Raw genomic sequence first — 23,588 nt, 5'->3', positions numbered from 1 at the left:
CTACGCCTGCCTTTATATGGCGCCGGCGCACGGTGTTGCAGCGCGGCTTCGCGCGTGGCCGTCGCTGCCGCAGTTCTGCGGACAGGGATTAGCGGTCGGCCCGCCTGCCAGGATATCGGGGCGGCCGCCAAAAGGGACGATGAGGCATGGCCGATACGCTTGCGCCGAGCAGCTCCCCCGAAATGGGTGGCGCCCATGGGGAAGGTGCCCATGGCCCCGACCAGGGCACCAAACGGGACTTCCTAAAACTGGCGGCGGGCTCCTTCGCGGCGGTCGGCGTGGGCGCCATCGTCTGGCCGTTCATCCACTCGATGAACCCCGCCAAGGACGTGCTGGCGCTGGCCAGCACCGATGTGAACCTCGCCCACATCACTGAGGGCCAGGCCGTGACCGTGATGTGGCGCGGCAAGCCGGTCTTCGTGCGCCACCGCACGGCGCAGGAGATCCAGGAGGCCGAGACCGTGCCGCTGGGCGAGCTGCGCGACCCGCAGCCGGACAGCGCCCGCGTGGAGCGCAAGCCCTGGCTGGTGGTGCTGGGCGTCTGCACCCACCTGGGCTGCGTGCCGCTGGGCCAGCGGCCGACCGACGCCCGCGGCGATTTCGGCGGCTGGTTCTGCCCCTGCCATGGCAGCCACTACGACACCTCCGGCCGTATCCGCCGCGGCCCGGCGCCGACGAACCTTGCGGTTCCGGAATACAGCTTTACCTCCGATACCCAGATCCGCATCGGCTGAGGACCGCACCCCATGGCATCCGGCCTGCACGAGAGCAGCTTCACAAACCCGGTGGTGCGCTGGATCGACCAGCGCATGCCGGTGTTCACCATGATGCAAAAGGAGTACGGGACCTTCCCGACTCCCCGGAATTTCAACTACTTCTGGAATTTCGGCGCGCTGGCGATGATCAACCTGATGATCATGATCGCCACCGGCATCTTCCTGGCCATGAACTACACCGCGCACACCTCGCTCGCCTTCGAGAGCGTGGAGCGCATCATGCGCGACGTGAACTACGGCTGGCTGATCCGCTACGTTCACATGAACGGCGCCAGCATGTTCTTCATCGTGGTGATCGTGCACATCTGGCGCAACCTCTACTACGGCTCCTACAAGGCGCCGCGTGAGCTGCTCTGGATGCTCGGCGTCACCATCTTCCTGCTGATGATGGCCACCGCCTTCATGGGCTACGTGCTGCCCTGGGGCCAGATGTCCTTCTGGGGCGCCACCGTCATCACCAACCTGTTCTCCGCCATCCCGCTGGTGGGCGACGCCATCGTGACCCTGCTGTGGGGCGGCTTCTCGGTCGACAATCCGACGCTGAACCGCTTCTTCAGCCTGCACTACCTGCTGCCCTTCGTGATCGCCGGCGTGGTGTTCCTGCACATCGCCGCGCTGCACATCACCGGCTCCAACAACCCGCTGGGCATCGAGCCGAAGGGTCCGCAGGACACGCTGCCCTTCCACCCCTACTACACCATCAAGGACAGCGTCGGGATCATCGTCTACCTGATCGTCTTCGCCTTCCTGGTGTTCTTCAGCCCGAACTACCTGGGCCACCCGGACAACTACATCCCGGCCAACCCGCTGGTGACGCCGGCGCACATCGTGCCCGAGTGGTACTTCCTGCCCTTCTACGCCATCCTCCGCGCGGTGCCGAACAAGCTCGGCGGCGTGCTGATGATGTTCGGCGCCATCGCCATCCTGTTCGTGCTGCCCTGGCTGGACCGCTCGCCGGTGCGCTCCATGCGCTTCCGCCCGATCGCCAAGTGGTTCCTGATGCTGTGGGGCGTGAACTTCTTCGTCCTGATGTGGGCGGGCGGCATGCCGGCCGAGGGCGTCTACGTGCTGATCGCCCGTCTCTCCACGGCCTACTACTTCGCCTACTTCCTGGTGATCCTCCCCCTGCTGGCGAAGATCGAGCGGCCGCTCCCGCTGCCTGAGAGCATTGCCAAGGCCGTGCTGCGTGGCGGCGGCCCCCTGCCCGGCGCCGCCGTGGCCAAGCCCATGGAGAAGGCATGATGCCGGTGCGTAAACTCCCCGCCCTGAAACTGAAGGCGGCGGCCCTCGCCGCCGCTCTCTCCCTCGGGCTGATGGCCGCACCCGGCGCTCAGGCGGCGGAAGGGAACATCGAGATCCCCGACACCCGCTACTCCTTCGACGGGCTGTTCGGCACCTTCGACCGGGGCGAGCTGCAGCGCGGCTTCCAGGTCTACAAGGAGGTCTGCGCGGCCTGCCACTCGATGCGGCTGCTCTCCTACCGCAACCTGCGCGACATCGGGCTCTCCGCCGAGCAGGTGGCGGCCGTCGCGGCCAGCTACCAGATCCAGGACGGCCCGAACGACGATGGCGAGATGTTCGAGCGCCCCGGCCGCGCCTCCGACCGCTTCCGCCGTCCCTTCCCCAATGACGCGGCGGCGCGCGCGGCGAACAACGGCGCCCTGCCGCCCGACCTGTCGGTGATCGTCAAGGCCCGTGTCGGCGGCGCGGACTACATCCATGCGCTGCTGACCGGCTACGAGGACCCGCCGCCCGCCGGCGTCACCGTCATGGAGGGGATGTACTACAACAAGTACTTCCCCGGTCATCAGATCGGCATGGCGCCGCCGATCAACAGCGACGGCCAGATCCAGTACGCCGACGGCACCCGCGCCACGGTGGACCAGATGACGCGCGACGTCTCGGCCTTCCTGGCCTGGGCGGCCGAGCCGGAGCTGGAGACCCGCCGCGCCATGGGCGTGCGCATCATCCTGTTCCTGATCATCCTGGGCGGCCTGACCTATGCCGTGAAGCGGAAGATCTGGGCCCGCGTCGGCGGCGACCCGGTCACGTAACCTGCACGGGATCGCCCACCGGGAGCGGTCCCTGCCGCAGAGATCTTGAGCGAATCAGGGGCCGCCCGCCCGGGCGGCCCTTTTCCACGCCCGGCGCCACGCGCGCGCCCCGGCCGACACCCACCGGAGGGACATCCGATGAGCCAGACCCCCAGCAGCGAGACCATCGAGCCGGTCATCGGCCTGATCGGCGGCTCCGGCCTGTACGACATCGACGGGCTGGAGGAGCGCGAATGGCGCCGCATCGACAGCCCCTGGGGCGAGGCCTCGGATGAGCTGCTGTTCGGCCGGCTGGGGGGCGTGCGCTGCGTCTTCCTGCCCCGCCACGGGCGCGGCCACAGCGTGCCGCCCTCGGCGCTGAACTACCGCGCCAATATCGACGTGCTGAAGCGCGCTGGCGTGACGGAGATCCTCTCCCTCTCCGCCGTCGGCTCGCTGAACGGCGACCTGCCGCCCGGCACCTTCGTCATCGTCGACCAGTTCATCGACCGCACCTTCGCCCGCCAGAAGAGCTTCTTCGAGACGGGCTGCGTGGCGCATGTGTCGGTGGCGCACCCGGTCTGCCCGCGCCTCGGCGACGCGGCGGAGGAGGCGGCGCGCGAGATCGGCCTGAAGCACAAGCGCGGCGGCACCTACCTGGTGATGGAAGGCCCGCAATTCTCCACCAAGGCGGAGAGCGAGCTGTACCGCGCCTGGGGCTGCGACGTCATCGGCATGACCAACATGCCCGAGGCCAAGCTCGCCCGCGAGGCGGAGCTCTGCTACGCCACCATCGCCATGGTGACCGATTTCGACTGCTGGCACCCGGACCACGAGCATGTCTCGGTCGAGGCGGTGGTGAAGGTGCTGCACGCCAATGCCGACCGCGCCAAGGCGCTGGTGAAGGCGGTGGTGCCGCGGCTGGGCGCGCCGCGCGGCGCCTGCCCGGCGGGCTGCGACCGGGCGCTGGAATACGCCATCGTCACCCCGCCGGAGAAGCGCGACCCGGCGCTGATGGCGAAGCTGGACGCCGTGGCCGGCCGCGTGCTGCGCGGCTGAGGGCGCCACGCCCGCGCAGGCCGGGGCAGGGGCCGGGGAGGTCCGCTTCCCCGGCCTTTTCCGTCAGCGGCAGACCCGCTCCAGCGCGGCGATGAGGTCGTGCGGGTCGTAGGGCTTGGCCAGGACCGGCACGTTGCGGTGCCGTTCCGGCAGCCCCGCCGCGCCGTAGCCGGTGGCGACGACGAAGGGAATGGCGTGCGCCACCAGCCGGTCCGCCACGGGGATGGAAGCCTGGCCGGCGAGGTTGATATCGAGCACGGCGGCTTCCGGATGCTCCGAATCGAACAGCGCCATGGCCTCCTCCACCGTCGCGGCCGGACCAAGAACGTGGGCTCCGGCCTCCAGCAGCGCATCCTCGACCAGCATCGCAATCAGCGCCTCATCCTCGACGACCAGAATGCGGCGGCCGTTCAGTCCGCTCATGCGGTTTCCTCTTCAACTTGGGGCCCATTCACGGGACGAAAGCGAATCGCTGCCTCGAAGCCAGTCTCGGCATAGGTCAAGGTGACGGAGGAACCCAGACCCAGCTCCGCTGGCAAGCCCCTTTCAAGCATGCGGCTGCCAAAGCCGCGGCGGAGGGGCTGCCGGGCCGGCGGGCCATTCCGCTCCTGCCAGTCCAGCTGCACCATTCCGTCCGGCAGGCCCTGCCAGCGTACCAGAATGCGCCCCTCGGCACGGGTCAGGGCACCATGCTTCGTGGCATTGGTGGCCAGTTCATGCAAGGCCAGCGCCAGGCCCAGCGTCTGGCGGGGGGCCAGCCACACCGCGGGTCCGCTGATGGCCAGCCTCTCCTCGCCGTTCTCGGCCGCCGCCTGCCAGGGTGCGAGGGCGGCGCGCGCCGTGTCCTCCAGCGTGGCGCCGCGCCAGGTGCGGGCCGTCAGCAGGTCGTGCGCGCGCGCCAGCGTCAGCAGGCGCGCCTGGAAGTCCTTCAGGAAGCGCGGCATCGCGTCCGGGCTCTCGCCGGCGGTGCGGGCCGTCTGCAACGCCAGGGAATGCACCGTGGCCAGGGTGTTCTTGACCCGGTGGTTCAGCTCGCCGAGCAGCAGGATCTGCCGCGCCTCGGCCGCCTTGGCCGCCGTCACGTCGCGCGCCAGCCCGCCGCGCCGCGTCATCACCCCCCGCGCGTCGAGGATGGGGAAGCCGATGTCGCGGATCCAGCGCATGCCGCCATCCGGCCGCAGGATGCGGTATTCGGCGTCGAACCGGCCGGATTGCAGCGAGCCGCGCCAGTCCTCCAGCACGCGGTCGCGGTCGGACGCGTGGATCGAATCGGCCCAGACGACCTTGTCGGCCAGCAGGCGCTCCTGCGGGATGCCCCAGATCTGCTCGAAGGCGGGGCTGATGAACTCCACCTGCGTGCCGTCCGCATTGGTCATCCACATCACGTCCGGGCTGGCCTCGGCGAAGCGGCGGAAGCGGCTTTCCGAGGCCGCCAGCGCCGCCGCGGAGCGCACCGCCGCCTCGCGCGAGGCGGTCTGGGCCGCCACCTGGCGCGCCAGCTCCTCGCGCGCCTCGGCCAGTTCCGACACGTCGGTGACGGCGCCGATCCAGCGCAGGATGGTGCCCTCGCTGCCGCGCACCGGCAGGGCGCGCACCACGCACCAGCGCCAGCCGCCCTCGGCGCGCAGCAGCCGCAGCTCGGCCGAGAAGGCCTCGCCCCGCCGCAGCGCCCGCTGCCAGGCGCGCTCGGCCCGCCCCTGGTCGCGCGGGTGGACGATGCGGGCCAGCGACTCCATGGCGAGGCCGGGCGGCAGGCCGGTGAAATCCTGCAGGCGCGGATTGACATAGTCGATCCGCCCGTCCGGCAGGGTGGACCAGACGATCTGCGGGATCGCCTCGGCGAGGGTGCGGAAGCGCAGCTCGCTCTCGCGCAGCGCCTCGGCGGCGCGGCGCTCGGCGTCGATGTCCGACAGGGCGACCACCGCCCCGGTGACGCGCCCCTGCGCGTCGCGCACCGGCGCGGCGGCGGCGCGCAGCCAGACCATGGAGCCGTCGCCGCGGCGGAGCTGGAACTCGCCATTGGCCGGCAGCCCCGTCAGCAGCGCGCGGCCGAGCGGGAACTCCATGCCGTCCACCCGCCGCCCATCGGCATGGTAGCACTCCCAGTCCTCCCGGTAGGCCTCGACGGCGGCGGAGAGGGGGACGGGCCGGCGCAGGATCTCCTCCATGCGCCGGTTGCCGAGCAGGATGCGCCCGCCCGGCGCCTCGGCCAGCAACATGCCGACGGAGACGTTCTCCAGCACCGCCTTCAGCCGCGCCTCGCTCTCGCGCAGCGCCGCCTGGGCGGCGCGCTCATCGCTGACATCGCGGAAGAACAGGGACATCCCCTCGGTGGAGGGATAGATGTCGGCCGCGATCCAGCGGCCGAGCGCGGGGTGGAAGGCGGTGGCGCTCTGCGGCGTGCCCTCGGCCACGGCGCGCTGGCAGGCGGCGCCGAAGGGGCCGGCCTCCCAGCCGGGGAAGCTCTCATGCAGCGGGCGGCCGATGCCGGGGCATTGCGGCCCCATCTGCGCCCGGGCGCGGCCGTTCATGTAGAGGACGGTGCCGTCGCGGTCGAGCACCAGCACGCTGTCATGCGTGCTCTCCAGCACGGTCTGCAGCCGGACGTTGAGGGCGATGCGCTCGGCCTCCAGCGCGTCGCGCTCGGTGGCGGCGCTGGCCAGGGCGGCGGCGGCGCTGTCGATCTCGCGCAGGCCGGTGGGCGGGAAGGGGGGCAGCGCCACGCCGCGGCCGAAGCTGGCGGCCATGCGCCCCAGCCGCTCCAGCGGCATCGCCATGCGCCGGTCCACCCAGAAGGCCAGGGCGCCGGTGAACAGCAGCAGCATCAGGCCGCCCACCAGCAGCACGGGCGAGAGCAGCCGCAGCAGCGCGCCATCCACCATCTGGCTGGGGAGGCTGACCAGCACCATCCAGGGCGCGCTGTCGACCCGGTGCCAGGCGACGTAGAGGGGGCGGCCATCCGCCGCATTGTCCCGCGCCCAGCCGAGCGGCCGGCCTTCCTGCAGGGCATTCCGCGCCGCGCCGGCGTAGGGCGCGGGGGCACCGCCATCCTCCGGCTTCCGCGGCCGGCGGGCGACGATGTTGCCGGCGGCATCGGCCACCGCCGCCGACCAGCGGGGCGGCAGCTGGGCCCATTCCAGGTGCTGGCCCCACAGCCAGGCCGGGTCGATGGTGGCCACCAGGAAGTATTCGGGCGGGCCCCCCTCGGCCTGCGGGACGGGCTGGGTGATGTCGACGCCCTGGGGCGCGCCCGGCCGCTCGGGGGGCTGCAGGCCGGAAATGCCGCGCTGGGGCGGCGCGTCCAGCGCCGCCGCGCCGGCCTTCGGGGCTCCGGTCTCCGGAGCTCCGGCCTCCGGGGTTCCGGTCTCCGGGGTTCCGGCGGTGTCGATCAGCACGCGCCCATCGGCGTCGGTCAGCCGCAGCCGCGCCTTCTGCCGCAGCGGCAGGGCGAGAGCCTGGGCCCGGAAGGCGGCCAGGTTGCCCTCCAGCAGGCTGGGCGAGGTGCCGAGCGCCGCCAGCTCCGCCTGCAGGCTGAGCAGGTCGCGCTCCAGCATGAAGGCCAGCTCGCGGCTGCGGCCCTGCGCGGCGGTGACGATCCGCGTGCGCTCCGCATCGGCCATCCGCCCGGCGACATGCCCGGCCAGGCCCCAGACCGGCAGCAGCGCGGCCAGGGCGATTAGCAACAGGTGCAGGCGAACGGTGGGGTTCCGGTCCGGAACCGGTCCGGTCATGCTGCTCCTCGCGGTGGCCGGGGTCGATCCATGCTAAGGTTCCATGCGCCGCCCATGGCTGGCGCACAAGGCCCACTCCATCGCCTGCGCGATTTCACCGCGGGTGTTCAGCCTCCCCCGCGCCTCTCCGGGCGGCGCCTCTCTGGCCGCGTGCCGCGCCAGGGGTGCCGGCGCGGCCCTGCATGGCCCCGGCCGGCGTGCCCTCAGCCGGCCTCTGCCCTCAGTCGGCGTACTGGCCGGCGGCCTGGATCACCGGGCGCCACTTGGCGATGTCGGCTGCCCAGAAGGCCTTGTGCGCGGCCGGGGTGGCGCGGTCCTGCGACACCGGCTCGGTGCCGAGATCGGCGAAGCGCTGGACCAGCCGCTCGTCGCGCAGCGCCGCCTGCAGCGCCTTGGAGAGCCGCTCCTGGATCTCGACCGGCGTGCCCTTCGGCGCGTAGAGGCCGTGCCAGATGGTCACCTCCATGCCCGGCAGCCCGGCCTCGGCGCCGGTCGGCACGTCGGGGAGGGAGGCCAGGCGCTGCGGCGTGGTGACCGAGTACGCCTTCACCGCGCCGGCGCGGATGTGGCTGGTGGTGTTGGTGGTCTGGTCGCACATCACGTCCACCGTGCCGGCGATCAGGTCGGTCATGGCCGGGCCGGTGCCGCGGTAGGGCACGGTGGTCATCGGCGCGTCGATCGCCTTCTGCAGCAGCAGGCCGCAGAGATGGCTGGCGGCGCCGATGCCGGCATTGGCGTAGTTGATGCCGGTCTTCTCCTTGCGCACCAGCGCCACCAGCTCGGCCAGGTTGCTGGCCGGCAGGTCCTTGCGGGCGATCACCGTCATCGGCACCTCGGTGACGAGGCCGATCGGCTCGAAGCCGCCCACCGGGTCGTAGGGCAGGCGGCGGTAGAGGGTGGGGGTGGTGCCCATGCCGATGTGGTGCAGCAGCAGGGTGTAGCCGTCCGGCCGGGCCTGGGCGACGCGGCCCGCGCCCAGCGTGCCGCCGGCGCCGCCGACATTCTCCACCACGACGGACTGCCCGAGGTCGCGCGCCATCACCTCCGCCACCAGGCGGGTGACGGTGTCGGTCGGCCCGCCGGCGGCGAAGGGCACGATGATGGAGATCGTGCGGCTCGGATAGTTCGCCTGGGCCTGCGCGGCGGGGGCGGCGCCCAGCAGGGCGGTGCCCAGGGTGCCGAGGCCGGCGGCGAGGGCCGGCAGCGCGGCCAGCAGATGGCGGCGGATCATATGGATATTCTCTCCCGTCTAGGCCGCCCCGGACGTGGAGGCGGGGCGAATCGTCATGCCCGGCCCAACCCGGCCGCGGCGCGCCGATCCTCCCCGATTAGCGTTTCCTTCCCGCAAGGTCAGCCAAAAAGCAGCGGCTTGGCGTGCCCTCAGCTGTCCATCTTGAGGGCGGCGATGAAGGCCGATTGCGGGATCTCGACCTTGCCGAACTGCCGCATGCGCTTCTTGCCCTCCTTCTGCTTCTCGAGGAGCTTGCGCTTGCGGGAGATGTCGCCGCCATAGCACTTGGCGGTGACGTCCTTCGACATCGCCGAGATCGTCTCGCGGGCGATGACGCGGCCGCCGATCGCCGCCTGGATCGGGATCTTGAAGAGCTGGCGGGGGATCAGCTCCTTCAGCTTCTCGCAGATGGAGCGGCCGCGCCGCTCCGCCTGGGTGCGGTGCGCCATGAAGGAGAGGGCATCCACCGGCTCGTTGTTGACCAGGATGGAGATCTTCACGAGGTCGCCCTCGTCATAGCCGTCCATCACGTAGTCGAAGGAGGCGTAGCCGCGGCTGACGCTCTTGAGGCGGTCGTAGAAGTCGAACACCACCTCGTTCAGCGGCAGGCGGTAGACCGCCATGGCGCGGTTGCCGACATAGGTCAGCTCCACCTGCTGGCCGCGCCGCTCGGAGCAGAGCGTCAGGATGCTGCCCAGATGCTCGTCCGGCACCATGATGGTGGCCTTGATCCAGGGCTCCTCGATCTTCTCGATCAGCGTCGGGTCCGGCATGTCGGCCGGGTTGTGCAGGTCGATCGCCTCGCCCTTGTTCGTCGTCAGCTTGTAGACCACCGAGGGGGCGGTCGCGATCAGGTCGAGGTCGAACTCGCGCGAGAGCCGCTCCTGGATGATCTCCAGGTGCAGCAGCCCGAGGAAGCCGCAGCGGAAGCCGAAGCCCAGCGCCGCCGAGCTTTCCGCCTCGAAGTGGAAGGAGGCGTCGTTCAGCCGCAGCTTGCCGAGCGAATCGCGCAGCTTCTCGAAATCGTCCGCGTCCACCGGGTAGAGGCCGCACCAGACCACCGGGATGGAGGGCTTGAAGCCCGCCAGCGGCTCGGCCGCCGGGTTGCGGTCGTCGGTGATGGTGTCGCCGACATTGGTCTCGGCCACCGTCTTGATGGCGGCGTTGAGGTAGCCCATCTCGCCCGGCCCGAGGTAGTCCACAGGCGTCATCTTGGGGCGGAAGACGCCGACGCTGTCCACCGTCTGGGTGGTGCCCTCGGCCATGAAGCGGATCTTCTGGCCCTTGCGGATGGTGCCGTCCTTCACCCGGATCAGGATGATGACGCCGAGATAGGGGTCGTACCAGCTATCGACCAGCAGCGCCTTCAGCGGCGCGTCCGGGTCGCCCTGGGGCGCGGGCAGGCGGTGGACGATGGCCTCCAGCACGCCCTCGATGTTCAGGCCGGACTTGGCGGAGATCTCCACCGCCTCCGAGGCGTCGAGGCCGATCACGTCCTCGATCTGCTGCTTCACCCGCTCCGGCTCCGCCGCGGGGAGGTCGATCTTGTTGAGGACCGGCACGATCTCGTGGTTGGCGTCGATCGCCTGGTAGACATTGGCCAGCGTCTGCGCCTCGACGCCCTGGGAGGCGTCGACCACCAGCAGCGACCCCTCGCAGGCGGCCAGGCTGCGGCTCACCTCGTAGGCGAAGTCCACATGGCCTGGGGTGTCCATCAGGTTCAGGACGTAGTCGTTGCCGTCCTTGGCCTTGTAGTCGAGCCGAACGGAGGCGGCCTTGATGGTGATGCCGCGCTCCTGCTCCAGCTCCATGCTGTCGAGCATCTGCTCCTTCATGTCGCGCAGCGCGACGGAGCCAGTGGCCTGGATCAGGCGGTCGGCCAGGGTGGATTTGCCGTGGTCGATATGGGCGATGATCGAGAAGTTGCGGATGCGCGACAGGGGGGTATTGGTCATGGGCTTCCGGCGGCGATCGGGGCGGTGGGGTACCCGCCGTGGATTTGACCCCTGCCAATAGGGCAAGCGGCGCCGGATTCAAAGCGGGCGGGGCGTGCCGGATGCGGTTTGGCGCCGCCGCCGCGGCCGGGCGGCGGCCTTGTGGCGACCCTGGGTGGCGGCCCCGGGTGGCGGCCCCGGAACGCAGCAGGGCGCGCCACCGGCGCGCCCTGGTTCGAGGCGGAAGGGAAGGGGGCGCCGGGGCGCCCGCCTCACTCGGCGGCGGCGAGCACGGAGGAGGGCTCGCGGCGGCACAGCCCCTCGTAGAGGGACACATAGTCCTCCGCCATGCGGCGGGCGGTGTAGCGCTGCTCGAAGCGGGCGCGCACGGCGGCGCGGGGCAGCGCCTTCAGCCGGCCGACGGCGCTGATCGCCTCGGCCATGCTGTTCACCGCGAAGCCGGTCACGCCCTCGTCGATCACCTCGGGCACCGAGCCGTGGCGGAAGGCGATGACGGGCGTGCCGCAGGCCATCGCCTCGATCATCACCAGGCCGAAGGGCTCCGGCCAGTCGATCGGCGTCAGCAGGCCGATGGCGCCCGAGAGGAAGCCCGGCTTCTGCGTCTCGTCGATCTCGCCGATGAACTCGATCAGCGGATGCGCCAGCATCGGCTTGATCTTGGTCTCGAAGTAGTCGACGTCCACGCGGTCCACCTTGGCCGCGATCTTCAGCGGCGTGTTGGTGGCGATGGCGATCTCGATCGCCCGGTCGCAGCGCTTCTCGGGGGCGATGCGGCCGAGGAAGGCCAGGTAGCCCGGCGTGACGCCCGGCAGCGGCGTCAGCAGCTTCTCGGGCAGGCCGTGGTAGATCGTGCCGGCGAAGCGCGCCTGCGGCAGCGGCAGGCGCTGGTTGTCCGAGATCGAGACCACCGGCACCTCGTTGAAGGTGTCGAACACCGGCTGCAGCTCCGGCAGGTCCAGCCGGCCGTGCAGGGTGGTCACGAAGGGCACGCTCTGCCGCGAGAACAGCGGGAAGGGCAGGTAGTCCAGGTGGAAGTGCAGCAGGTCGAACTCGTGCCGGCGGCGGTAGACCTGCTCCAGCATCAGCGTCAGCGGCGCGTTGGCGTCGCGCACCGAGGGGTCGAGGCGCAGCGCCTTGCGGCACATCGGCGCGAGCTTCGCCTTGGTGATCGAGTCGCCGCTGGCGAACAGCGTCACCTCGTGCCCGAGCTCCACCAGCTCCTCGGTCAGGTAGGACACGATCCGCTCGGTGCCGCCATACAGCTTCGGCGGAACGGCTTCCGTCAGGGGAGCGATCTGCGCGATACGCATTGGGTCCGATCTCCGTTGTCTCTCGAGCCTCTTCTGGCACCTGAATGCGGTCCAGATTCGGCAACCTTCGCCACGATTTCGTCTTGTTGCTGGCGTTCCCTCCGCATGAACGCAGATGCGCCGTGCACTCACGGTCATGTGCTCCGGAAGTGAGAGGCCACCCGCCATGTCCCGTGCCGACGACAGCGACCTGTTGCGCCTCGCCCGGCGCCCCGTTGGCTTCCTGCTGCGCCACCTGCGGCCGCAGGCGGGCAGCCACGTCGCCATCATGCTGGCGGTGCTGGGTGCGGTGGGCTGCTCCGTAGGGGCGAACTACGCGGTTAAGAACCTGATCGACACGCTCTCGGGCGGCCCGTCTCAGGCGGGCGCGGCGGCGGTGTGGGTGGCCTTCGCCATCCTCGCCGGCATCATCACGGCCGACAACATGCTCTGGCGGGTCGGCGGCTGGATCGCGGCGGACCGCTTCCCGCGCGCCACCGCCTCGATGCGGGCCGAGCTGTTCCGCCACCTCGCCGGCCACTCGCCGGGCTACTTCGCCAACCGCTCGGCCGGCACGCTGGCGGCGCGCATCAGCGCCACCGGCACGGCGGCCTTCACCGTGCTGCAGAACTTCACCTGGCACACCGTGCCGCCGGCGGTGGCCGTCACCCTGTCCATCGTCTTCCTCGCCACGGTCGACCCGATCATGGCCGGCTGCCTCGTGGTGGTGGCCGCGGCCCTGGCCGCCGGCGTCGCCTGGCTGGGCCAGAAGGGCGAGGCGCTGCACGACCGCTTCGCCGGCCGCGCCGCGACCGTCGATGGCCAGCTGGTCGATGTGGTGCAGAACTTCTCCCTGGTGCGCGCCTTCGGCGCCTTCGGCCGCGAATCGGCCCGCCTCGACACCGCCCTGGCCGAGGAAAGCGCCGCCCGCCGCGCCAGCCTGCGCTATCTGGAGAAGCTGCGCCTGGTGCATGGCGCCGCCACCGCCGTGCTCACCGCCATGCTGCTGGGCTGGGTGGTGCATCTCTGGCAGCTCGGCCGTGCCACCACGGGCGACATCGTGCTGGTCTGCACCCTCGGCTTCACCATCCTGCACGCCAGCCGCGACCTCGCCATGGCGCTGGTGGACCTGACCCAGTACGTGGCGCGGATGCGCGAGGCGCTGGCCGCCCTGCTGGTGCCGCACGACATGCCGGATGTCGAGAACGCCCATGGCCTGGCCGCGCGCGGCGGCGAGGTGGTGTTCCACAACGTCACCTTCCGCTACCCCTCGGCCCCCGAGGGCAGCGCGCCGGTGCTGCGCAGCCTGGAGCTGGCCATCCAGCCCGGCCAGAAGGTCGGCGTGGTCGGCCGCTCCGGCGCCGGCAAGTCCACCCTGCTGACCCTGCTGCAGCGCCACACCGCGCCGCAGGAAGGCGCCGTGCTGATCGACGGGCAGGACATCGCCCAGGCCACCCGCGAGAGCCTGGCCGACATGATCGCCGTCGTGCCGCAGGACGTCTCGCTGTTCCACCGCACCGTGCTGGAGAACATCCGCTACGCCCGGCCGGACGCCACCGACGCCGAGGTGCTGGCCGCCGCCGAGGCCGCCCGCTGCCGCGACTTCATCGAGGCGCTGCCGGAAGGCTTCGACACCATCGTGGGCGACCGCGGCGCCAAGCTCTCGGGCGGCCAGCGCCAGCGCCTCGCCATCGCCCGCGCGCTGCTGAAGGACGCGCCGATCCTGCTGCTGGACGAGGCCACCTCCGCCCTCGACTCGGAGTCCGAGGCCGAGGTGCAGAAGGCGCTGGACGGGCTGATGCAGGGCCGCACCGTCATCGCCGTGGCGCACCGGCTGGCGACTCTGACCAATTTCGACCGCATCGTGGTGATGGAGGGCGGGCAGGTGGTGCAGGACGGCGCGCCGGACCTGCTGATGCGCCGCCCCGGCCCCTACCAGGAGATGGTGCGCCGCCAGTCCGAGGCACTGCAGGTCGCGGCCTGACCGCCGCCCCCGGGCCGGGGGCGGACCACCCACCTTCTCAGCCCTGCCGGCTCAGCCCTGCCGGCCCTGCCGGCCCGGCCGGTGCCAGCCGGCCGCCGGGCGCCCCGGGCGAGCGTGTTTCCTGCTCCATCGCCCGGCAGCGGCATTGCGGCCGAGGCGCGCACTGGCACTCGCACATCTCCCCCGTGCCGCAGCTCTGGCGGCGGCTCTCGCCATTGCAACTCACGCTGCAGGTGGCGCGCGCCGCGCCGCCCCCCTGGCAGAGCTGCCAGCCGCTTCCCGCAGCCAGGGCCATGCCCGGCAGGAAAAGGCCTGCCAGCACGGGCAGCACGGCAAGCCTGAGATGGACCCGCGGCATGGGCGAGGTTCCTTCCGGTATCACGGGCCTGTGCCATCGGGCCGGCCCGGAATGTAAAGAATTGTGATTGAGGGGCGGGGGCCTGCCGGTATAGATACGATACAAAAATGAACACCGGAGGACGTCTCATGGCCAGTCACAGCACCGCCAGTTCCGAAAGTGCCAGCGAGTCCGGAGAGGCCGCCGCATCAGCCCGCTCCGAGGCCCAAATCTGGGTGGAAGGCGAAGGCAGCAGCTTCGCCTATTCCTCCGCCACCGTGTCGATCGGTGGCAGCCCTGCCGGGGAGGGGGTCCATCAGCAGGCCGAGGCCCATGCCGGCTTCCTTCCGGAGGGAGGCGGCACGGGCACGCTCCCGGAGATCCCGCCGGAGATCGCCCCGGAAGACCCGCACGACCCCTTCCTTCACGCGCTGCCCGCCGAAGAATTGCCGGGCTCCGGCCTGCCCTCGCCACCCTTCGCGCAGGAGTTCGGCTTCGCCTGAGCGCCGGGTCATCCCCTTCTTGTGATTACGACGGCGAAATATGAGCTTCCCAAACCGTCCGCCTCGAAATACCGTTTCAGTATAAAAATAGAAATGCACATCCCGTGAAGTGGCAGAATGCCTGGAGCGGGATGTGCGACCCTCTCAAAAAAGAGGGTGAAGGAGGAAAAAGATGCGGTGGAGCGAAGCGGCCGCCAGCAGCGGCACGGCAAGTGTCTCATCCTGCGCCGGGCGCCAGATGGGCGCCGCCACCAGCCAGGCCAGCGCCCTGGCCGCCAGCGACGGCACACGGAAGGTGCTGGTGCTGCGCGGGTCGGCGGCCGCGGGGCCGGGCGCCGGAAGCAAGGCCGGGCTGAGCGCCTTCGCGACGATTTTCAGGACGTAGCGGGAAGCGAGCGACGCGCGGCACGGCCGCGCCCTGCATCCCCATGCCGGTTTCCGCTCCTGGCCAGGCCAGGATGCGGCACGAGGTGGGCGGCTGACCGCCAGGCGCTGTCACGTTGACGGCCAGCCGCTTACGCCGGGGCGAAAGCCCCATCCTAGCTTCGCTTTGCGGAGCGCAAACTAGAACAGAGGGAACATATCATGCGCAAGATCCTGCTCGCCACCATTGCCGTCGTCGGCCTCAGCGCTCCCGTGCTCGCTGGCCCGTCGGGCAGCTCCTCCGTCGCCGGTTCGGGCAGCTCGGCCACTTCCTCGATCGAGAGCGGCAAGTTCGGCTACGCTGCCGGCGCGACCGGCGCCTTCTCCAGCAACAGCGCCTGGTCGGGCACCGGCCATGGCGCCGGCTCCGGCACGAGCAGCACGAGCGCGAGCGGTGCGGTCGGCAAGACCTCCAACGGCTTCATCGGCAGCACCACCAGCGGCGGCGCCTTCTCCAAGAGCAACAGCTACGGCGGCTGGCGCTGATCTGAACAGGGAGACGCGGGAGCCATGACCATGAGCCGCATGATCCGACGCTTCCGCGTCTTCCTGGTGGTGGGGGCGGCCTTGGCCGCCCTCGCTTCCTCCCCCGCCGCGGCGCAGGAGGTGCAGCGCCAGGAATTCTACCAGCGCAGCGACGTCTACAATTACGGCCTGCCGCGCAACCACCACCAGGCGCCGTCCATCGGCCTCGGCAGCATCTACGGGCTGAACCCCTGCGCCACCGGCGTCTCGCTGGGGGCCACCATGCCGCTCTTCGGCATCGGCGGCGCCTTCAGCACCATCGACGAGGAATGCCAGATCCGCAACAACGTGGCCCTCACCGTCTCCGCCCTGAAGGACGAGGTGCTGGCGCGCGAGATCATGTGCAGCGTCGAGAGCTTCCGCGCGGCAGCCATCCGCATCGGCCGCCCCTGCATCAAGGATGGCGGCGTGCCGATCGCGCTGAGCCACGGCACCAATCCGGAGACCGCCACCGCCTCGCAGCTCATGCCGGTGCCCAGCTCCGGCCTGCCGCCCAGCGCCCTGCCGCCGGTGCCCCCGGCGCAGCCCGCGCCACCTGTCAACGGCAACCCGGCCCCCGGCGGCTTCCGCGGCGCCCGCCTCGCGCCCCGCCCGGCCTTCTGCGAGGTGCCCGGCCTGAACACCGCCCTCTACCCCGAATGCAGCGCCGCGGCCGCACCGCCCCCGGTGGCGCGGCAGGAGGAGGAGCCGGCCCGCGGCGCCCTGCGCGTCCGCGCCGGCACGCCCGAACCCGCCAGGCCGACCCAGACGCGCGCCGCGCTCCCCGCCGCGCCATCCCAGAATGCCCCGGCCCCCTCCGCCGCGGTGCTCGGCCGCGCCGACGGCAATCCCGCCGGCTGCGACAGCACGCCCTCCGCCATACGCGCCCTGTTCGCCGAATGCGCCGCCGCGGAGCGGCAGCGGGCCATGGCGGAGGCCGGCCGCGAGGCGCCCGCCCGCCCCTCCGCCCCCTCCACCTCCCGCCTGGCGACGCGGTGACGGCAGATACGGGGCCGACGCGGCGCGGCCTCGCCCTGCTGGCGGCCCTGGCGCCCGCCGCCGGGGCCCATGCCCAGGAAGCCCCCGCGCCGGGCGCGCGCCGCAACCCCGCCGATGTGGCCAATGGCGGCGTGCTCGGGCTCATCGCCGGCGGCATCGACGGCACCTATATCCGCATCGCCTCCGACCTCGCGGCGGAGCTGGACGATGGCGACCGGCTCCGCCTGCTGCCCATCCTCGGCAAGGGCTCGCTGCAGAACATCGCCGACCTGATGTATCTGCGCGGCGTGGACATGGCGATCGTCCAGTCCGACGTGCTGGCCTTCGCCCTGCGCCAGCGGCTCTACCCGAACATCGCGCAGCGCATCCACTACATCGCGAAGCTCTACGACGAGGAGATCCACCTCCTCGCCACCGGCGACGTGACGGAGATCGGGCAGCTTGAGGGCCGCGCCGTCAATGTGGATGTGCGCGGCAGCGGCACCGCGATGACGGCCTCGGTGCTGCTGGACCTGCTGGGCGTCGGCGCGCGCCTGGCGCATGCGCCGCAGGACGTGGCGCTGGAGCATCTGCGGCGCGGCGAGATCGCCGCCATGATCTATGTCGCGGGCAAGCCGGCGCGCCTCTTCTCGGGGCTGGAGACCGGCGCGGGGCTGCGCTTCCTGCCGCTGCCCGCCACCCCGGCCATGCTGCAGACCTACCAGCGCGCCCGGCTGTCGGCGGCCGACTATCCGCGGCTGATCGGCGGCGGCGAGGCGGTGGAGACGCTGTCGCTCGGTGCCGTCCTCGCGGTCTATGCCTGGCCGGCGGGCAGCGAGCGGCATGCGCGGCTGGTCCGCTTCGGGCAGAGCCTGCTGGCGCATGCCGGGGCGCTGCGGCGGCCGCCGCGCCACCCGAAATGGCGCGAGTTCGACATGGCGGCGGCGCTGCCGGGCTGGACCCGCTTCGCCGTGCCGGAGCGCTGAAGGCAAGGGCGTGCCGGAGGGCCGGGGCGCCGCCCCGGCCCGGAAGGGTCAGGCGAAGAAGTAGTGGTCGTAGCCGCCCTGCCACAGGATGACGTCGGTCTCCACGGAGGCGACCGCCGTGGTGTCGCTCAGCGCCGTCGCGTCGCCCTGGCGGCTTTCCGCCACGGCGCTGGCCATGGCCACGGCATCCGCGTCTCCGTTCGTGCTCACCTTGCCGCCGCCTGGCGCGTAGACCAGGATTTTGGACTCAGCATCGGCCAGGGCCACCGCCACCGCCTTGGCGTCGCCGCGCAGGGCGAAGATGTCGGCCTCCGCCTTCGCCGTGGCGTCGGCATCGGCCGCGGCGTGGACGTTGCCCTGGTTGTCCTTGGCATAGATGAAGGTGTAGGCGTCGGCTTCCGCCTTCGCCCGGGCGGCGCCGACGATGTCGCTCGATTGCGGCGACGTGCCCTTGGCCTTCGCCGCCGCATCGGCCACGGAGCGCGCGAAGGCGTTCAGCCCGCCATCATTGTCCGGCGCGAAGATGAAGACGTCGTCGCCGCGCGCGATGATGTTGCCGTCATTGCCGGGCGCGTAGACGAAGACGTCGTCGCGCGCGCTGACGTTGATGGTGCGGTGGTTGTCGGGCGCATAGACGAAGACGTCGTCGCCGATGTGGAGAATCATCTCCTTGCCGCCCAGCGCATACTTCGTCTCGAAGCGGCTGACGTCGCCGCCGTTCCGCGAGCCCAGCGCGGTGGACAGCAGCTCCGCGAAGAAGCCGGTCATCAGCTTGCTGGCGCTGCTGGCGTAGTAGGCGTCCTTGTCGATGTTGAAGCCCTCGACAGCGTCGGCATCGACGCGGAACACCGGTATGCTGATGTCGGAGCCGTGCTTCTTCCGCAGCTCGGCGTCGAGATCGATCGTGATGCCGTCGTCGAAGAACCGCATCCGGGACGCGGCGCCGGCATCCGCCACGGCGGCGGATGAGGATTGCTCTCTCGCCATATCTCTATTCCCTCCCTTTGGTTTGGAAACCGCAACGCCACGCGCGGCCCCGAAAGCAGGGAAGCATTTGTGGATTACATTCTAAATGCGAAACAATACGGCGTGACCTGCGCCGTCCGCACGGGCTTTGCGGGGCCGCATCCCTCTGCGGGGTCCATGCCGCCGGCGGCATGAAGGGCATGTGCGGGAGCGCGCCGCACCAGGGCCCGGCGCGGCAGGGGGAGCGGGGGAGGGGCGGCGGCGCGCCGCCCGCGGCTCAGGGCGGCAGTTGCCGGGCCAGCCGCCTGGCCAGCCAGTAGCCGAGCATGCCGCTGAGCGGCGCCGCCGGCAGCACCAGCACCCAGCCCGCATGCACGTTGTTGACGACGAGGCCGAGGCCGATGCCCAGCATCAGCCCGCCCACCAGACTGCCCGTCACCCCGGCCTTCAGCCCCAGGATCAGGATCTCCGCGCGTGTCACCATGAGGATGCGCAGTAGGCGCCGGAGACATGGTTTGACAAGCGGCGCGGCGCGGCGCTAAAGGCGCGCTCCCTTCCGGGAAAGCGGATGCAGGCTTGTCCTGCGTCCCGCCCCTGGCGCGTGCCCCTCCGGCATGGCCGCCTCGGGACTACCGGGACATCAGCGATACCCGAACGGTACGCACAACAAGAAGGAGCCCGCCGCATGACGAAGCGCGCGGAAAGCAAGTACAAGATCAATCGCCGCCTCGGCGTCAACCTGTGGGGCCGCGCCAAGTCCCCGGTCGCCAAGCGCGAGTACGGCCCCGGCCAGCACGGCCAGCGCCGCAAGCAGAAGCCGACCGACTTCGGCGTGCAGCTGATGGCCAAGCAGAAGCTCAAGGGCTACTACGGCAACATCGGCGAGAAGCAGTTCCGCAAGTATTATCAGGAGGCCGTGCGCCGCAAGGGCGACACCTCCGAGAACCTGATCGAGCTGCTGGAGCGCCGTCTGGACGCGGTGGTCTACCGCCTGAAGTTGGCCGTGACCCCCTTCGCCGCCCGCCAGTTCGTCAACCATGGCCACATTACGGTCAATGGCAAGCGCGTGAACATCCCCTCCTACCTCGTGCGCGACAATGACGTCGTCGAGGTCAAGGAGAAGTCGAAGCAGCTCGTCGCCGTGCTCGACGCCGCCCAGTCCGGCGAGCGCGACGTGCCCGAGTATCTCGAGATCGACCACCGCCAGATGAAGGGCCGCTTCCTGCGCGCCCCCAAGCTCTCCGACGTGCCCTACCCGGTGCAGATGGAGCCGAACCTGGTCATCGAGTTCTACTCGCGCTGATCCAGCGCCGACGGGAGCCGCGAGGCTCCCGCTGGCCGCATCCGGCCGGAGGCGCCTTGCGCCCCCGGCCTTTTTCATGCCCGATGCCTGGGCCGCGCCGCGCGGCCGGCGGGCCATGGCCTGGCCGGGCAACCCGGCCGTCGCCACGCGGTTCTGCCGGCCTCTCCTCTCGGAACCCCGCATGACCGCCGACCAGATGACCGTCTCCGCCCTGGCGCTGCTGGCGCTGGCGGGCTTCGTGCTGCAGCCCGTGCGCTACGACGTGGTGGCCCTGCTGCTGCTGCTGGCCCTGGTGCTGACGGGGCAGGTGGCGCCGGCGGAGGCCTTCCTCGGCTTCGCCGAGCCGGCGGTGACGACGGTGGTGGCCGTGCTGGCCATCAGCAAGGGGCTGCAGGCGGCCGGCACGGTGGACCTGCTGCTGCGCCGCCTGGGCGGCATGCGCGGCCGGCCCCGGCTGCAGGTGGCGGCGCAGACCGGCCTCTGCGCCGGCTTCTCGGGCTTCATGAACAATGTGGGCGCGCTGGCGCTGTTCATGCCGGTGGCGCTGCGCAACGCCTACCGCGAGGGCTACGCCCCCTCCCGCGCGCTGATGCCGCTGGCCTTCGGCTCGGTGCTGGGCGGACTGATCACGCTGATCGGCACGCCCCCCAACCTGATCATCTCCGCCATCCGGCAGGAACGGACGGAGCTCGGCCCCTATGCCTTGTTCGACTTCGCCTGGGTCGGCCTGCCGCTCGCCGTGCTGGGCGTGGCCTATCTGGTGCTGGCCAACCGCCTGCTGGGCGACAAGCGCGGCGGCAAGGTCGAGGTCGATGCCGGGGACTACGTGGCCGAGGCACGGCTGGGGCCGAAGAGCGCCGCCATCGGCCTCTCCATCCGCACGCTGGAGAGCATGGCGGATGGCGATGTGACGGTGGTCGGCCTGTTCCGCGGCCCCAACCGCACCCTGGCCCCGCCGGGCGAGGCGCGGCTGCGGGCGGAGGACGTGCTGCTGCTGGAAGGCAGCGCCGATTCGCTGCGCGCCCTGGTGGAGATGGCCGGCCTGTCCCTGACCGAGCCGGATGGCGGCAAGCCGCGCGACGGGCTGAAGGCCCTGGTGGCCGACGAGGTGGACGCGGTGGAGGCCATCCTCCGCCCCGGCTCGCCGCTGATCGGCCGCTCGCCTTCGGCGCTGCGGCTGCGCAGCCAGCACGGCATCAACCTGCTGGCCGTCTCCCGCCAGGGCCGGCGCGTGACGGACCGGATGAACGAGATCGTCCTGCGCAGCGGCGACGTGGTGCTGCTGCAGGCCCAGCGCGACAAGCGGGCCGACGCCTTCCAGGCCCTCTCCCTGCTGCCCCTGGCCGAGCGCAGCGTGACGCTGGGCCGGCCGCAGCACGCCATCCTGGCGGGCGGCATGTTCCTGGCCGGCATCCTGGCCGTGCTGTTCGAGCTGGCGCCGGCCCACATCGCCTTCACCGCCGTGGTGGCGGCGATGATCCTGTGCCGCGTGCTGAAGCCGGACGAGGCCTATGCGGCGGTGGACTGGCCGGTGATCGTGCTGCTCGGCGCGCTGTTCCCGCTGGGCGAGGCGATGGAGCGCAGCGGCACCATCACCCTGCTGGTGGAGAGCTTGGCCGGACCGGCGGCGGCGCTGCCGGGCTGGGCGGTGGTGGGCGGCATCCTGCTGGTCTGCATGCTGCTCTCCGAGGTGATGGCGAACAACGCCACGGTGCTGCTGATGGCACCCATCGCGCTCGGCCTGGCCGAGGTGGCCGGGGTGTCGCAGGACGGGATGCTGATGGCGGTGTGCATCGGCACCTCCTGCACCTTCCTCAGCCCGATCGGCCACCAGTCCAACACGCTGGTGATGGAGCCGGGCGGCTACCGCTTCCAAGATTACGCGCGCCTGGGCACGCCGCTGGCGCTGCTCTGCCTGCTGGTCGGCACCCCGCTGATCCTGCTGTTCTGGAGCTGAGCGGCGCGGCGCGCCGGAGAACGCGCGCCGCCGGCTTTTCCACCCGCGATATTCCCGCCATCCTGCCGCCCGCAGGGGAGAGAGCAGGGTGGAAGCAGGAACCACGCCGCCGGGCATGGCGGCATTGCTGCGGCGGATCGCCGCCCTGGCGGCGCCCACCAGCCTGATCGCGCTGCTGCAGGCGGCGGCGCAGCTGCTGGAGACCTGGCTGGCCGCCCGCCAGGGCACGGCGGCGTTGGCGGGCTGGGCGGTGGTGCTGCCCTTCGCCCTCCTGCTGCAGCAGATGTCGGCGGGCGCCATGGGGGGCGGGGTGGTCTCCGCCATCGCCCGCGCCCTGGGCGCCGGCCGCCCGGCCGAGGCGGCGGACCTCGTGCTGCACGCGGTGCTGATCGCGCTGGGGGGCGGGCTGCTCTTCGCCCTGCTGCTGGCGGTCTTTCCCCATGCGCTGCTGGCCCTGATCGGCGGCCCGGCCGCGGCGGAGGCGGCGGCGGCCTATGCCGCCTGGCTGTTCGGCGCCGGGGCGGTGCCGGTCTGGCTGGCCAACACCCTCGCCTCCGTGCTGCGCGGCGGCGGCCGGCACGCGCTGGCGGCGCGGGTGCTGGCGCTGGCCTGGTGCGGCTATCCGCCGCTGGGCTGGCTGCTGGCCGAGCCGCTGGGCATGGGGCTGGCCGGCCTCGGCGCGGCCTTCGCGCTGGTGTTCTGGGTGGCGGCGCTGGCCATGGCGGCGGTGGTGGCGCGCGGCGGCGCCGGCTTCCTGCCGAGGCTGCGGGCGCGGCCCTCGGCCATGCTGTTCCACCGCATCCTGTCGGTGGGGCTGGTGGCCTGCGCGCTGGCCACCATCGCCAATGCCACCACCATCCTGGTGACGGGCCAGCTCGCCGGCTACGGCCCGGTGGCGGTGGCCGCCTATGGCATCTCGGCCCGGCTGGAGTTCCTGACCGTGCCGCTGGCCTTCGGCGTCGGCTCGGCGCTGACGGCGCTGGTGGGGCGCGCCGCGGGGGCGGGGGAGTGGGCGCTGGCCCGCCGCACCGCCTGGGTGGGGGCCGGCATGGCGCTGCTGGTGACAGGCGCGGCGGGGCTCTCGGTGGGGATCTGGCCCGGCGGCTTCGCCCGTGCCTTCACCGCCGACCCCGCCGTGGTGGCGGTGGCTGCCGCGGCGCTCTCCTTCACCGGCCCGGCCTTCGGCGGCTTCGGGCTGGGCATGGCGCTCTACTTCGCCTCCATGGGGGCGGGCCGGATGAAGGGGCCGGTGCTGGCGGCACTTTCACGCATCGGCGTGGCGGTGGGTGGCGGCGCGCTGCTGGCAGGCCCGCTGGGGCTGGGCATGGAGGGGCATTTCCTCGGCGTGGCGCTGGGCATCACCGCCTATGGCGCCGTCACCGCCGCCTCGGTACGGCGCGGAGTGTGGCGGGCACGGGGCATTGCCTGAGAGGCCCACGCAACCTAAGGCCTGTTAGAGCTTGAATGCTACTCCCATGTTTTGGGTATGGCGAAGGGCAAGGACGAGCAGCTTCTCACGGATGCGACCTGGGCGGTGTGGGAGCCGCTGATCGAGGCGGCCAGGCCTCACGGT

20 protein-coding genes are annotated in these 23,588 nt (G+C 71.5%); 13 read left to right on the top strand and 7 right to left on the bottom strand.

The features are described from left to right. Positions 1-146 precede the first annotated feature (146 nt). The 4 genes from petA to CR165_RS18520 all read left to right on the top strand — a co-directional run bounded on the left by petA (position 147) and on the right by CR165_RS18520 (position 3,868). Positions 147-734, top strand: coding sequence for a ubiquinol-cytochrome c reductase iron-sulfur subunit (gene petA, locus CR165_RS18535; RefSeq protein ID WP_109518434.1), 588 nt, complete (start codon positions 147-149; stop codon positions 732-734). Positions 735-746: 12 nt separating this feature from the next. After that, the gene (locus CR165_RS18530; RefSeq protein WP_109518433.1) at positions 747-2,018 is read left to right on the top strand and encodes a cytochrome b; all 1,272 of its coding nucleotides are present in this window, start codon (positions 747-749) and stop codon (positions 2,016-2,018) included. Next, positions 2,018-2,830, top strand: a complete 813-nt coding sequence (locus CR165_RS18525) for a cytochrome c1 (RefSeq protein ID WP_456316323.1) — start codon at positions 2,018-2,020, stop codon at positions 2,828-2,830. The genes CR165_RS18530 and CR165_RS18525 overlap by 1 nt, the downstream gene beginning before the upstream one ends. Positions 2,831-2,968: 138 nt before the next feature. Continuing rightward, the gene (locus tag CR165_RS18520) at positions 2,969-3,868 is read left to right on the top strand and encodes an S-methyl-5'-thioadenosine phosphorylase (RefSeq protein ID WP_109518431.1); all 900 of its coding nucleotides are present in this window, start codon (positions 2,969-2,971) and stop codon (positions 3,866-3,868) included. Between the two features lie 63 nt (positions 3,869-3,931). On the opposite strand, the gene CR165_RS18515 is transcribed toward CR165_RS18520, so the two are convergent. From CR165_RS18515 to CR165_RS18495, 5 genes are all read right to left on the bottom strand, one after another. Next, positions 3,932-4,291 (bottom strand): response regulator, encoded by a 360-nt coding sequence (locus CR165_RS18515; RefSeq protein WP_109518430.1) that lies wholly within the window; start codon positions 4,289-4,291, stop codon positions 3,932-3,934. Next, positions 4,288-7,599 (bottom strand): PAS domain S-box protein, encoded by a 3,312-nt coding sequence (locus CR165_RS18510; RefSeq protein WP_146201941.1) that lies wholly within the window; start codon positions 7,597-7,599, stop codon positions 4,288-4,290. The genes CR165_RS18515 and CR165_RS18510 overlap by 4 nt, the downstream gene beginning before the upstream one ends. Positions 7,600-7,819: 220 nt before the next feature. After that, positions 7,820-8,830: a tripartite tricarboxylate transporter substrate-binding protein gene (locus CR165_RS18505; protein WP_109518428.1), complete on the bottom strand. Its 1,011-nt coding sequence runs from the start codon at positions 8,828-8,830 to the stop codon at positions 7,820-7,822. A gap of 149 nt (positions 8,831-8,979) precedes the next feature. Next, positions 8,980-10,785, bottom strand: a complete 1,806-nt coding sequence (gene lepA, locus CR165_RS18500) for a translation elongation factor 4 (protein WP_109518427.1) — start codon at positions 10,783-10,785, stop codon at positions 8,980-8,982. Positions 10,786-11,036: 251 nt separating this feature from the next. Next, positions 11,037-12,095, bottom strand: a complete 1,059-nt coding sequence (locus CR165_RS18495; RefSeq protein ID WP_109518426.1) for a glycosyltransferase family 4 protein — start codon at positions 12,093-12,095, stop codon at positions 11,037-11,039. A gap of 166 nt (positions 12,096-12,261) precedes the next feature. On the opposite strand from CR165_RS18495, the gene CR165_RS18490 reads away from it, so the two are divergent. The 6 genes from CR165_RS18490 to CR165_RS25130 all read left to right on the top strand — a co-directional run bounded on the left by CR165_RS18490 (position 12,262) and on the right by CR165_RS25130 (position 17,789). Further along, positions 12,262-14,058: an ABC transporter ATP-binding protein gene (locus CR165_RS18490; protein WP_109518425.1), complete on the top strand. Its 1,797-nt coding sequence runs from the start codon at positions 12,262-12,264 to the stop codon at positions 14,056-14,058. Positions 14,059-14,631: 573 nt separating this feature from the next. Further along, complete coding sequence (locus CR165_RS18480) at positions 14,632-14,898, top strand: hypothetical protein (protein WP_109518423.1); 267 nt, start codon at positions 14,632-14,634, stop codon at positions 14,896-14,898. 172 nt (positions 14,899-15,070) lie between these two features. Then, positions 15,071-15,283: a hypothetical protein gene (locus CR165_RS18475; protein ID WP_109518422.1), complete on the top strand. Its 213-nt coding sequence runs from the start codon at positions 15,071-15,073 to the stop codon at positions 15,281-15,283. A gap of 200 nt (positions 15,284-15,483) precedes the next feature. Next, entirely contained in the window at positions 15,484-15,807 is a 324-nt protein-coding gene (locus tag CR165_RS18470; RefSeq protein ID WP_109518421.1) for a hypothetical protein, read from the top strand. 30 nt (positions 15,808-15,837) lie between these two features. Then, positions 15,838-16,824, top strand: coding sequence for a hypothetical protein (locus tag CR165_RS25135; protein WP_181378233.1), 987 nt, complete (start codon positions 15,838-15,840; stop codon positions 16,822-16,824). Continuing rightward, positions 16,821-17,789 carry a TAXI family TRAP transporter solute-binding subunit gene (locus tag CR165_RS25130; RefSeq protein WP_181378232.1) on the top strand — a complete coding sequence of 323 codons (969 nt, stop codon included), beginning with the start codon at positions 16,821-16,823 and terminating at the stop codon, positions 17,787-17,789. Before CR165_RS25135 ends, CR165_RS25130 begins: the two co-directional genes overlap by 4 nt. Positions 17,790-17,837: 48 nt before the next feature. Here the strand turns inward: CR165_RS25130 and CR165_RS18460 are convergent, their stop codons facing one another. Then, entirely contained in the window at positions 17,838-18,776 is a 939-nt protein-coding gene (locus CR165_RS18460; RefSeq protein WP_146201939.1) for a hypothetical protein, read from the bottom strand. A gap of 256 nt (positions 18,777-19,032) precedes the next feature. Then, entirely contained in the window at positions 19,033-19,239 is a 207-nt protein-coding gene (locus CR165_RS18455) for a hypothetical protein (RefSeq protein ID WP_109518418.1), read from the bottom strand. Positions 19,240-19,440: 201 nt separating this feature from the next. On the opposite strand from CR165_RS18455, the gene rpsD reads away from it, so the two are divergent. From rpsD to CR165_RS18440, 3 genes are all read left to right on the top strand, one after another. Beyond that, positions 19,441-20,058, top strand: coding sequence for a 30S ribosomal protein S4 (gene rpsD, locus CR165_RS18450; RefSeq protein WP_109518417.1), 618 nt, complete (start codon positions 19,441-19,443; stop codon positions 20,056-20,058). A 181-nt stretch (positions 20,059-20,239) separates the two neighbouring features. Then, positions 20,240-22,015, top strand: a complete 1,776-nt coding sequence (locus CR165_RS18445; RefSeq protein ID WP_181378231.1) for an SLC13 family permease — start codon at positions 20,240-20,242, stop codon at positions 22,013-22,015. A gap of 88 nt (positions 22,016-22,103) precedes the next feature. After that, positions 22,104-23,444, top strand: a complete 1,341-nt coding sequence (locus tag CR165_RS18440; protein WP_245906577.1) for an MATE family efflux transporter — start codon at positions 22,104-22,106, stop codon at positions 23,442-23,444. Positions 23,445-23,588: the final 144 nt, after the last annotated feature.

Source organism: Teichococcus aestuarii, from assembly GCF_003116135.1.
GTDB classification, from domain to species: Bacteria; Pseudomonadota; Alphaproteobacteria; order Acetobacterales; family Acetobacteraceae; genus Pseudoroseomonas; species Pseudoroseomonas aestuarii.
The sequence above is the reverse complement of the archived record's forward strand: the minus strand, read 5'-3'. Positions and strand labels throughout refer to the sequence as shown.

Bases quoted from the DNA above. Each gene is read 5' to 3' on its own strand.
- petA (WP_109518434.1), top strand. From the start codon at position 147: ATGGCCGATACGCTTGCGCCGAGCAGCTCCCCCGAAATGGGTGGCGCC.
- CR165_RS18530 (WP_109518433.1), top strand. From the start codon at position 747: ATGGCATCCGGCCTGCACGAGAGCAGCTTCACAAACCCGGTGGTGCGC.
- CR165_RS18525 (WP_456316323.1), top strand. From the start codon at position 2,018: ATGCCGGTGCGTAAACTCCCCGCCCTGAAACTGAAGGCGGCGGCCCTC.
- CR165_RS18520 (WP_109518431.1), top strand. From the start codon at position 2,969: ATGAGCCAGACCCCCAGCAGCGAGACCATCGAGCCGGTCATCGGCCTG.
- CR165_RS18515 (WP_109518430.1), bottom strand. From the start codon at position 4,291: ATGAGCGGACTGAACGGCCGCCGCATTCTGGTCGTCGAGGATGAGGCG.
- CR165_RS18510 (WP_146201941.1), bottom strand. From the start codon at position 7,599: ATGACCGGACCGGTTCCGGACCGGAACCCCACCGTTCGCCTGCACCTG.
- CR165_RS18505 (WP_109518428.1), bottom strand. From the start codon at position 8,830: ATGATCCGCCGCCATCTGCTGGCCGCGCTGCCGGCCCTCGCCGCCGGC.
- lepA (WP_109518427.1), bottom strand. From the start codon at position 10,785: ATGACCAATACCCCCCTGTCGCGCATCCGCAACTTCTCGATCATCGCC.
- CR165_RS18495 (WP_109518426.1), bottom strand. From the start codon at position 12,095: ATGCGTATCGCGCAGATCGCTCCCCTGACGGAAGCCGTTCCGCCGAAG.
- CR165_RS18490 (WP_109518425.1), top strand. From the start codon at position 12,262: ATGTCCCGTGCCGACGACAGCGACCTGTTGCGCCTCGCCCGGCGCCCC.
- CR165_RS18475 (WP_109518422.1), top strand. From the start codon at position 15,071: ATGCGGTGGAGCGAAGCGGCCGCCAGCAGCGGCACGGCAAGTGTCTCA.
- CR165_RS18470 (WP_109518421.1), top strand. From the start codon at position 15,484: ATGCGCAAGATCCTGCTCGCCACCATTGCCGTCGTCGGCCTCAGCGCT.
- CR165_RS25135 (WP_181378233.1), top strand. From the start codon at position 15,838: ATGAGCCGCATGATCCGACGCTTCCGCGTCTTCCTGGTGGTGGGGGCG.
- CR165_RS18460 (WP_146201939.1), bottom strand. From the start codon at position 18,776: ATGGCGAGAGAGCAATCCTCATCCGCCGCCGTGGCGGATGCCGGCGCC.
- CR165_RS18455 (WP_109518418.1), bottom strand. From the start codon at position 19,239: ATGGTGACACGCGCGGAGATCCTGATCCTGGGGCTGAAGGCCGGGGTG.
- rpsD (WP_109518417.1), top strand. From the start codon at position 19,441: ATGACGAAGCGCGCGGAAAGCAAGTACAAGATCAATCGCCGCCTCGGC.
- CR165_RS18445 (WP_181378231.1), top strand. From the start codon at position 20,240: ATGACCGCCGACCAGATGACCGTCTCCGCCCTGGCGCTGCTGGCGCTG.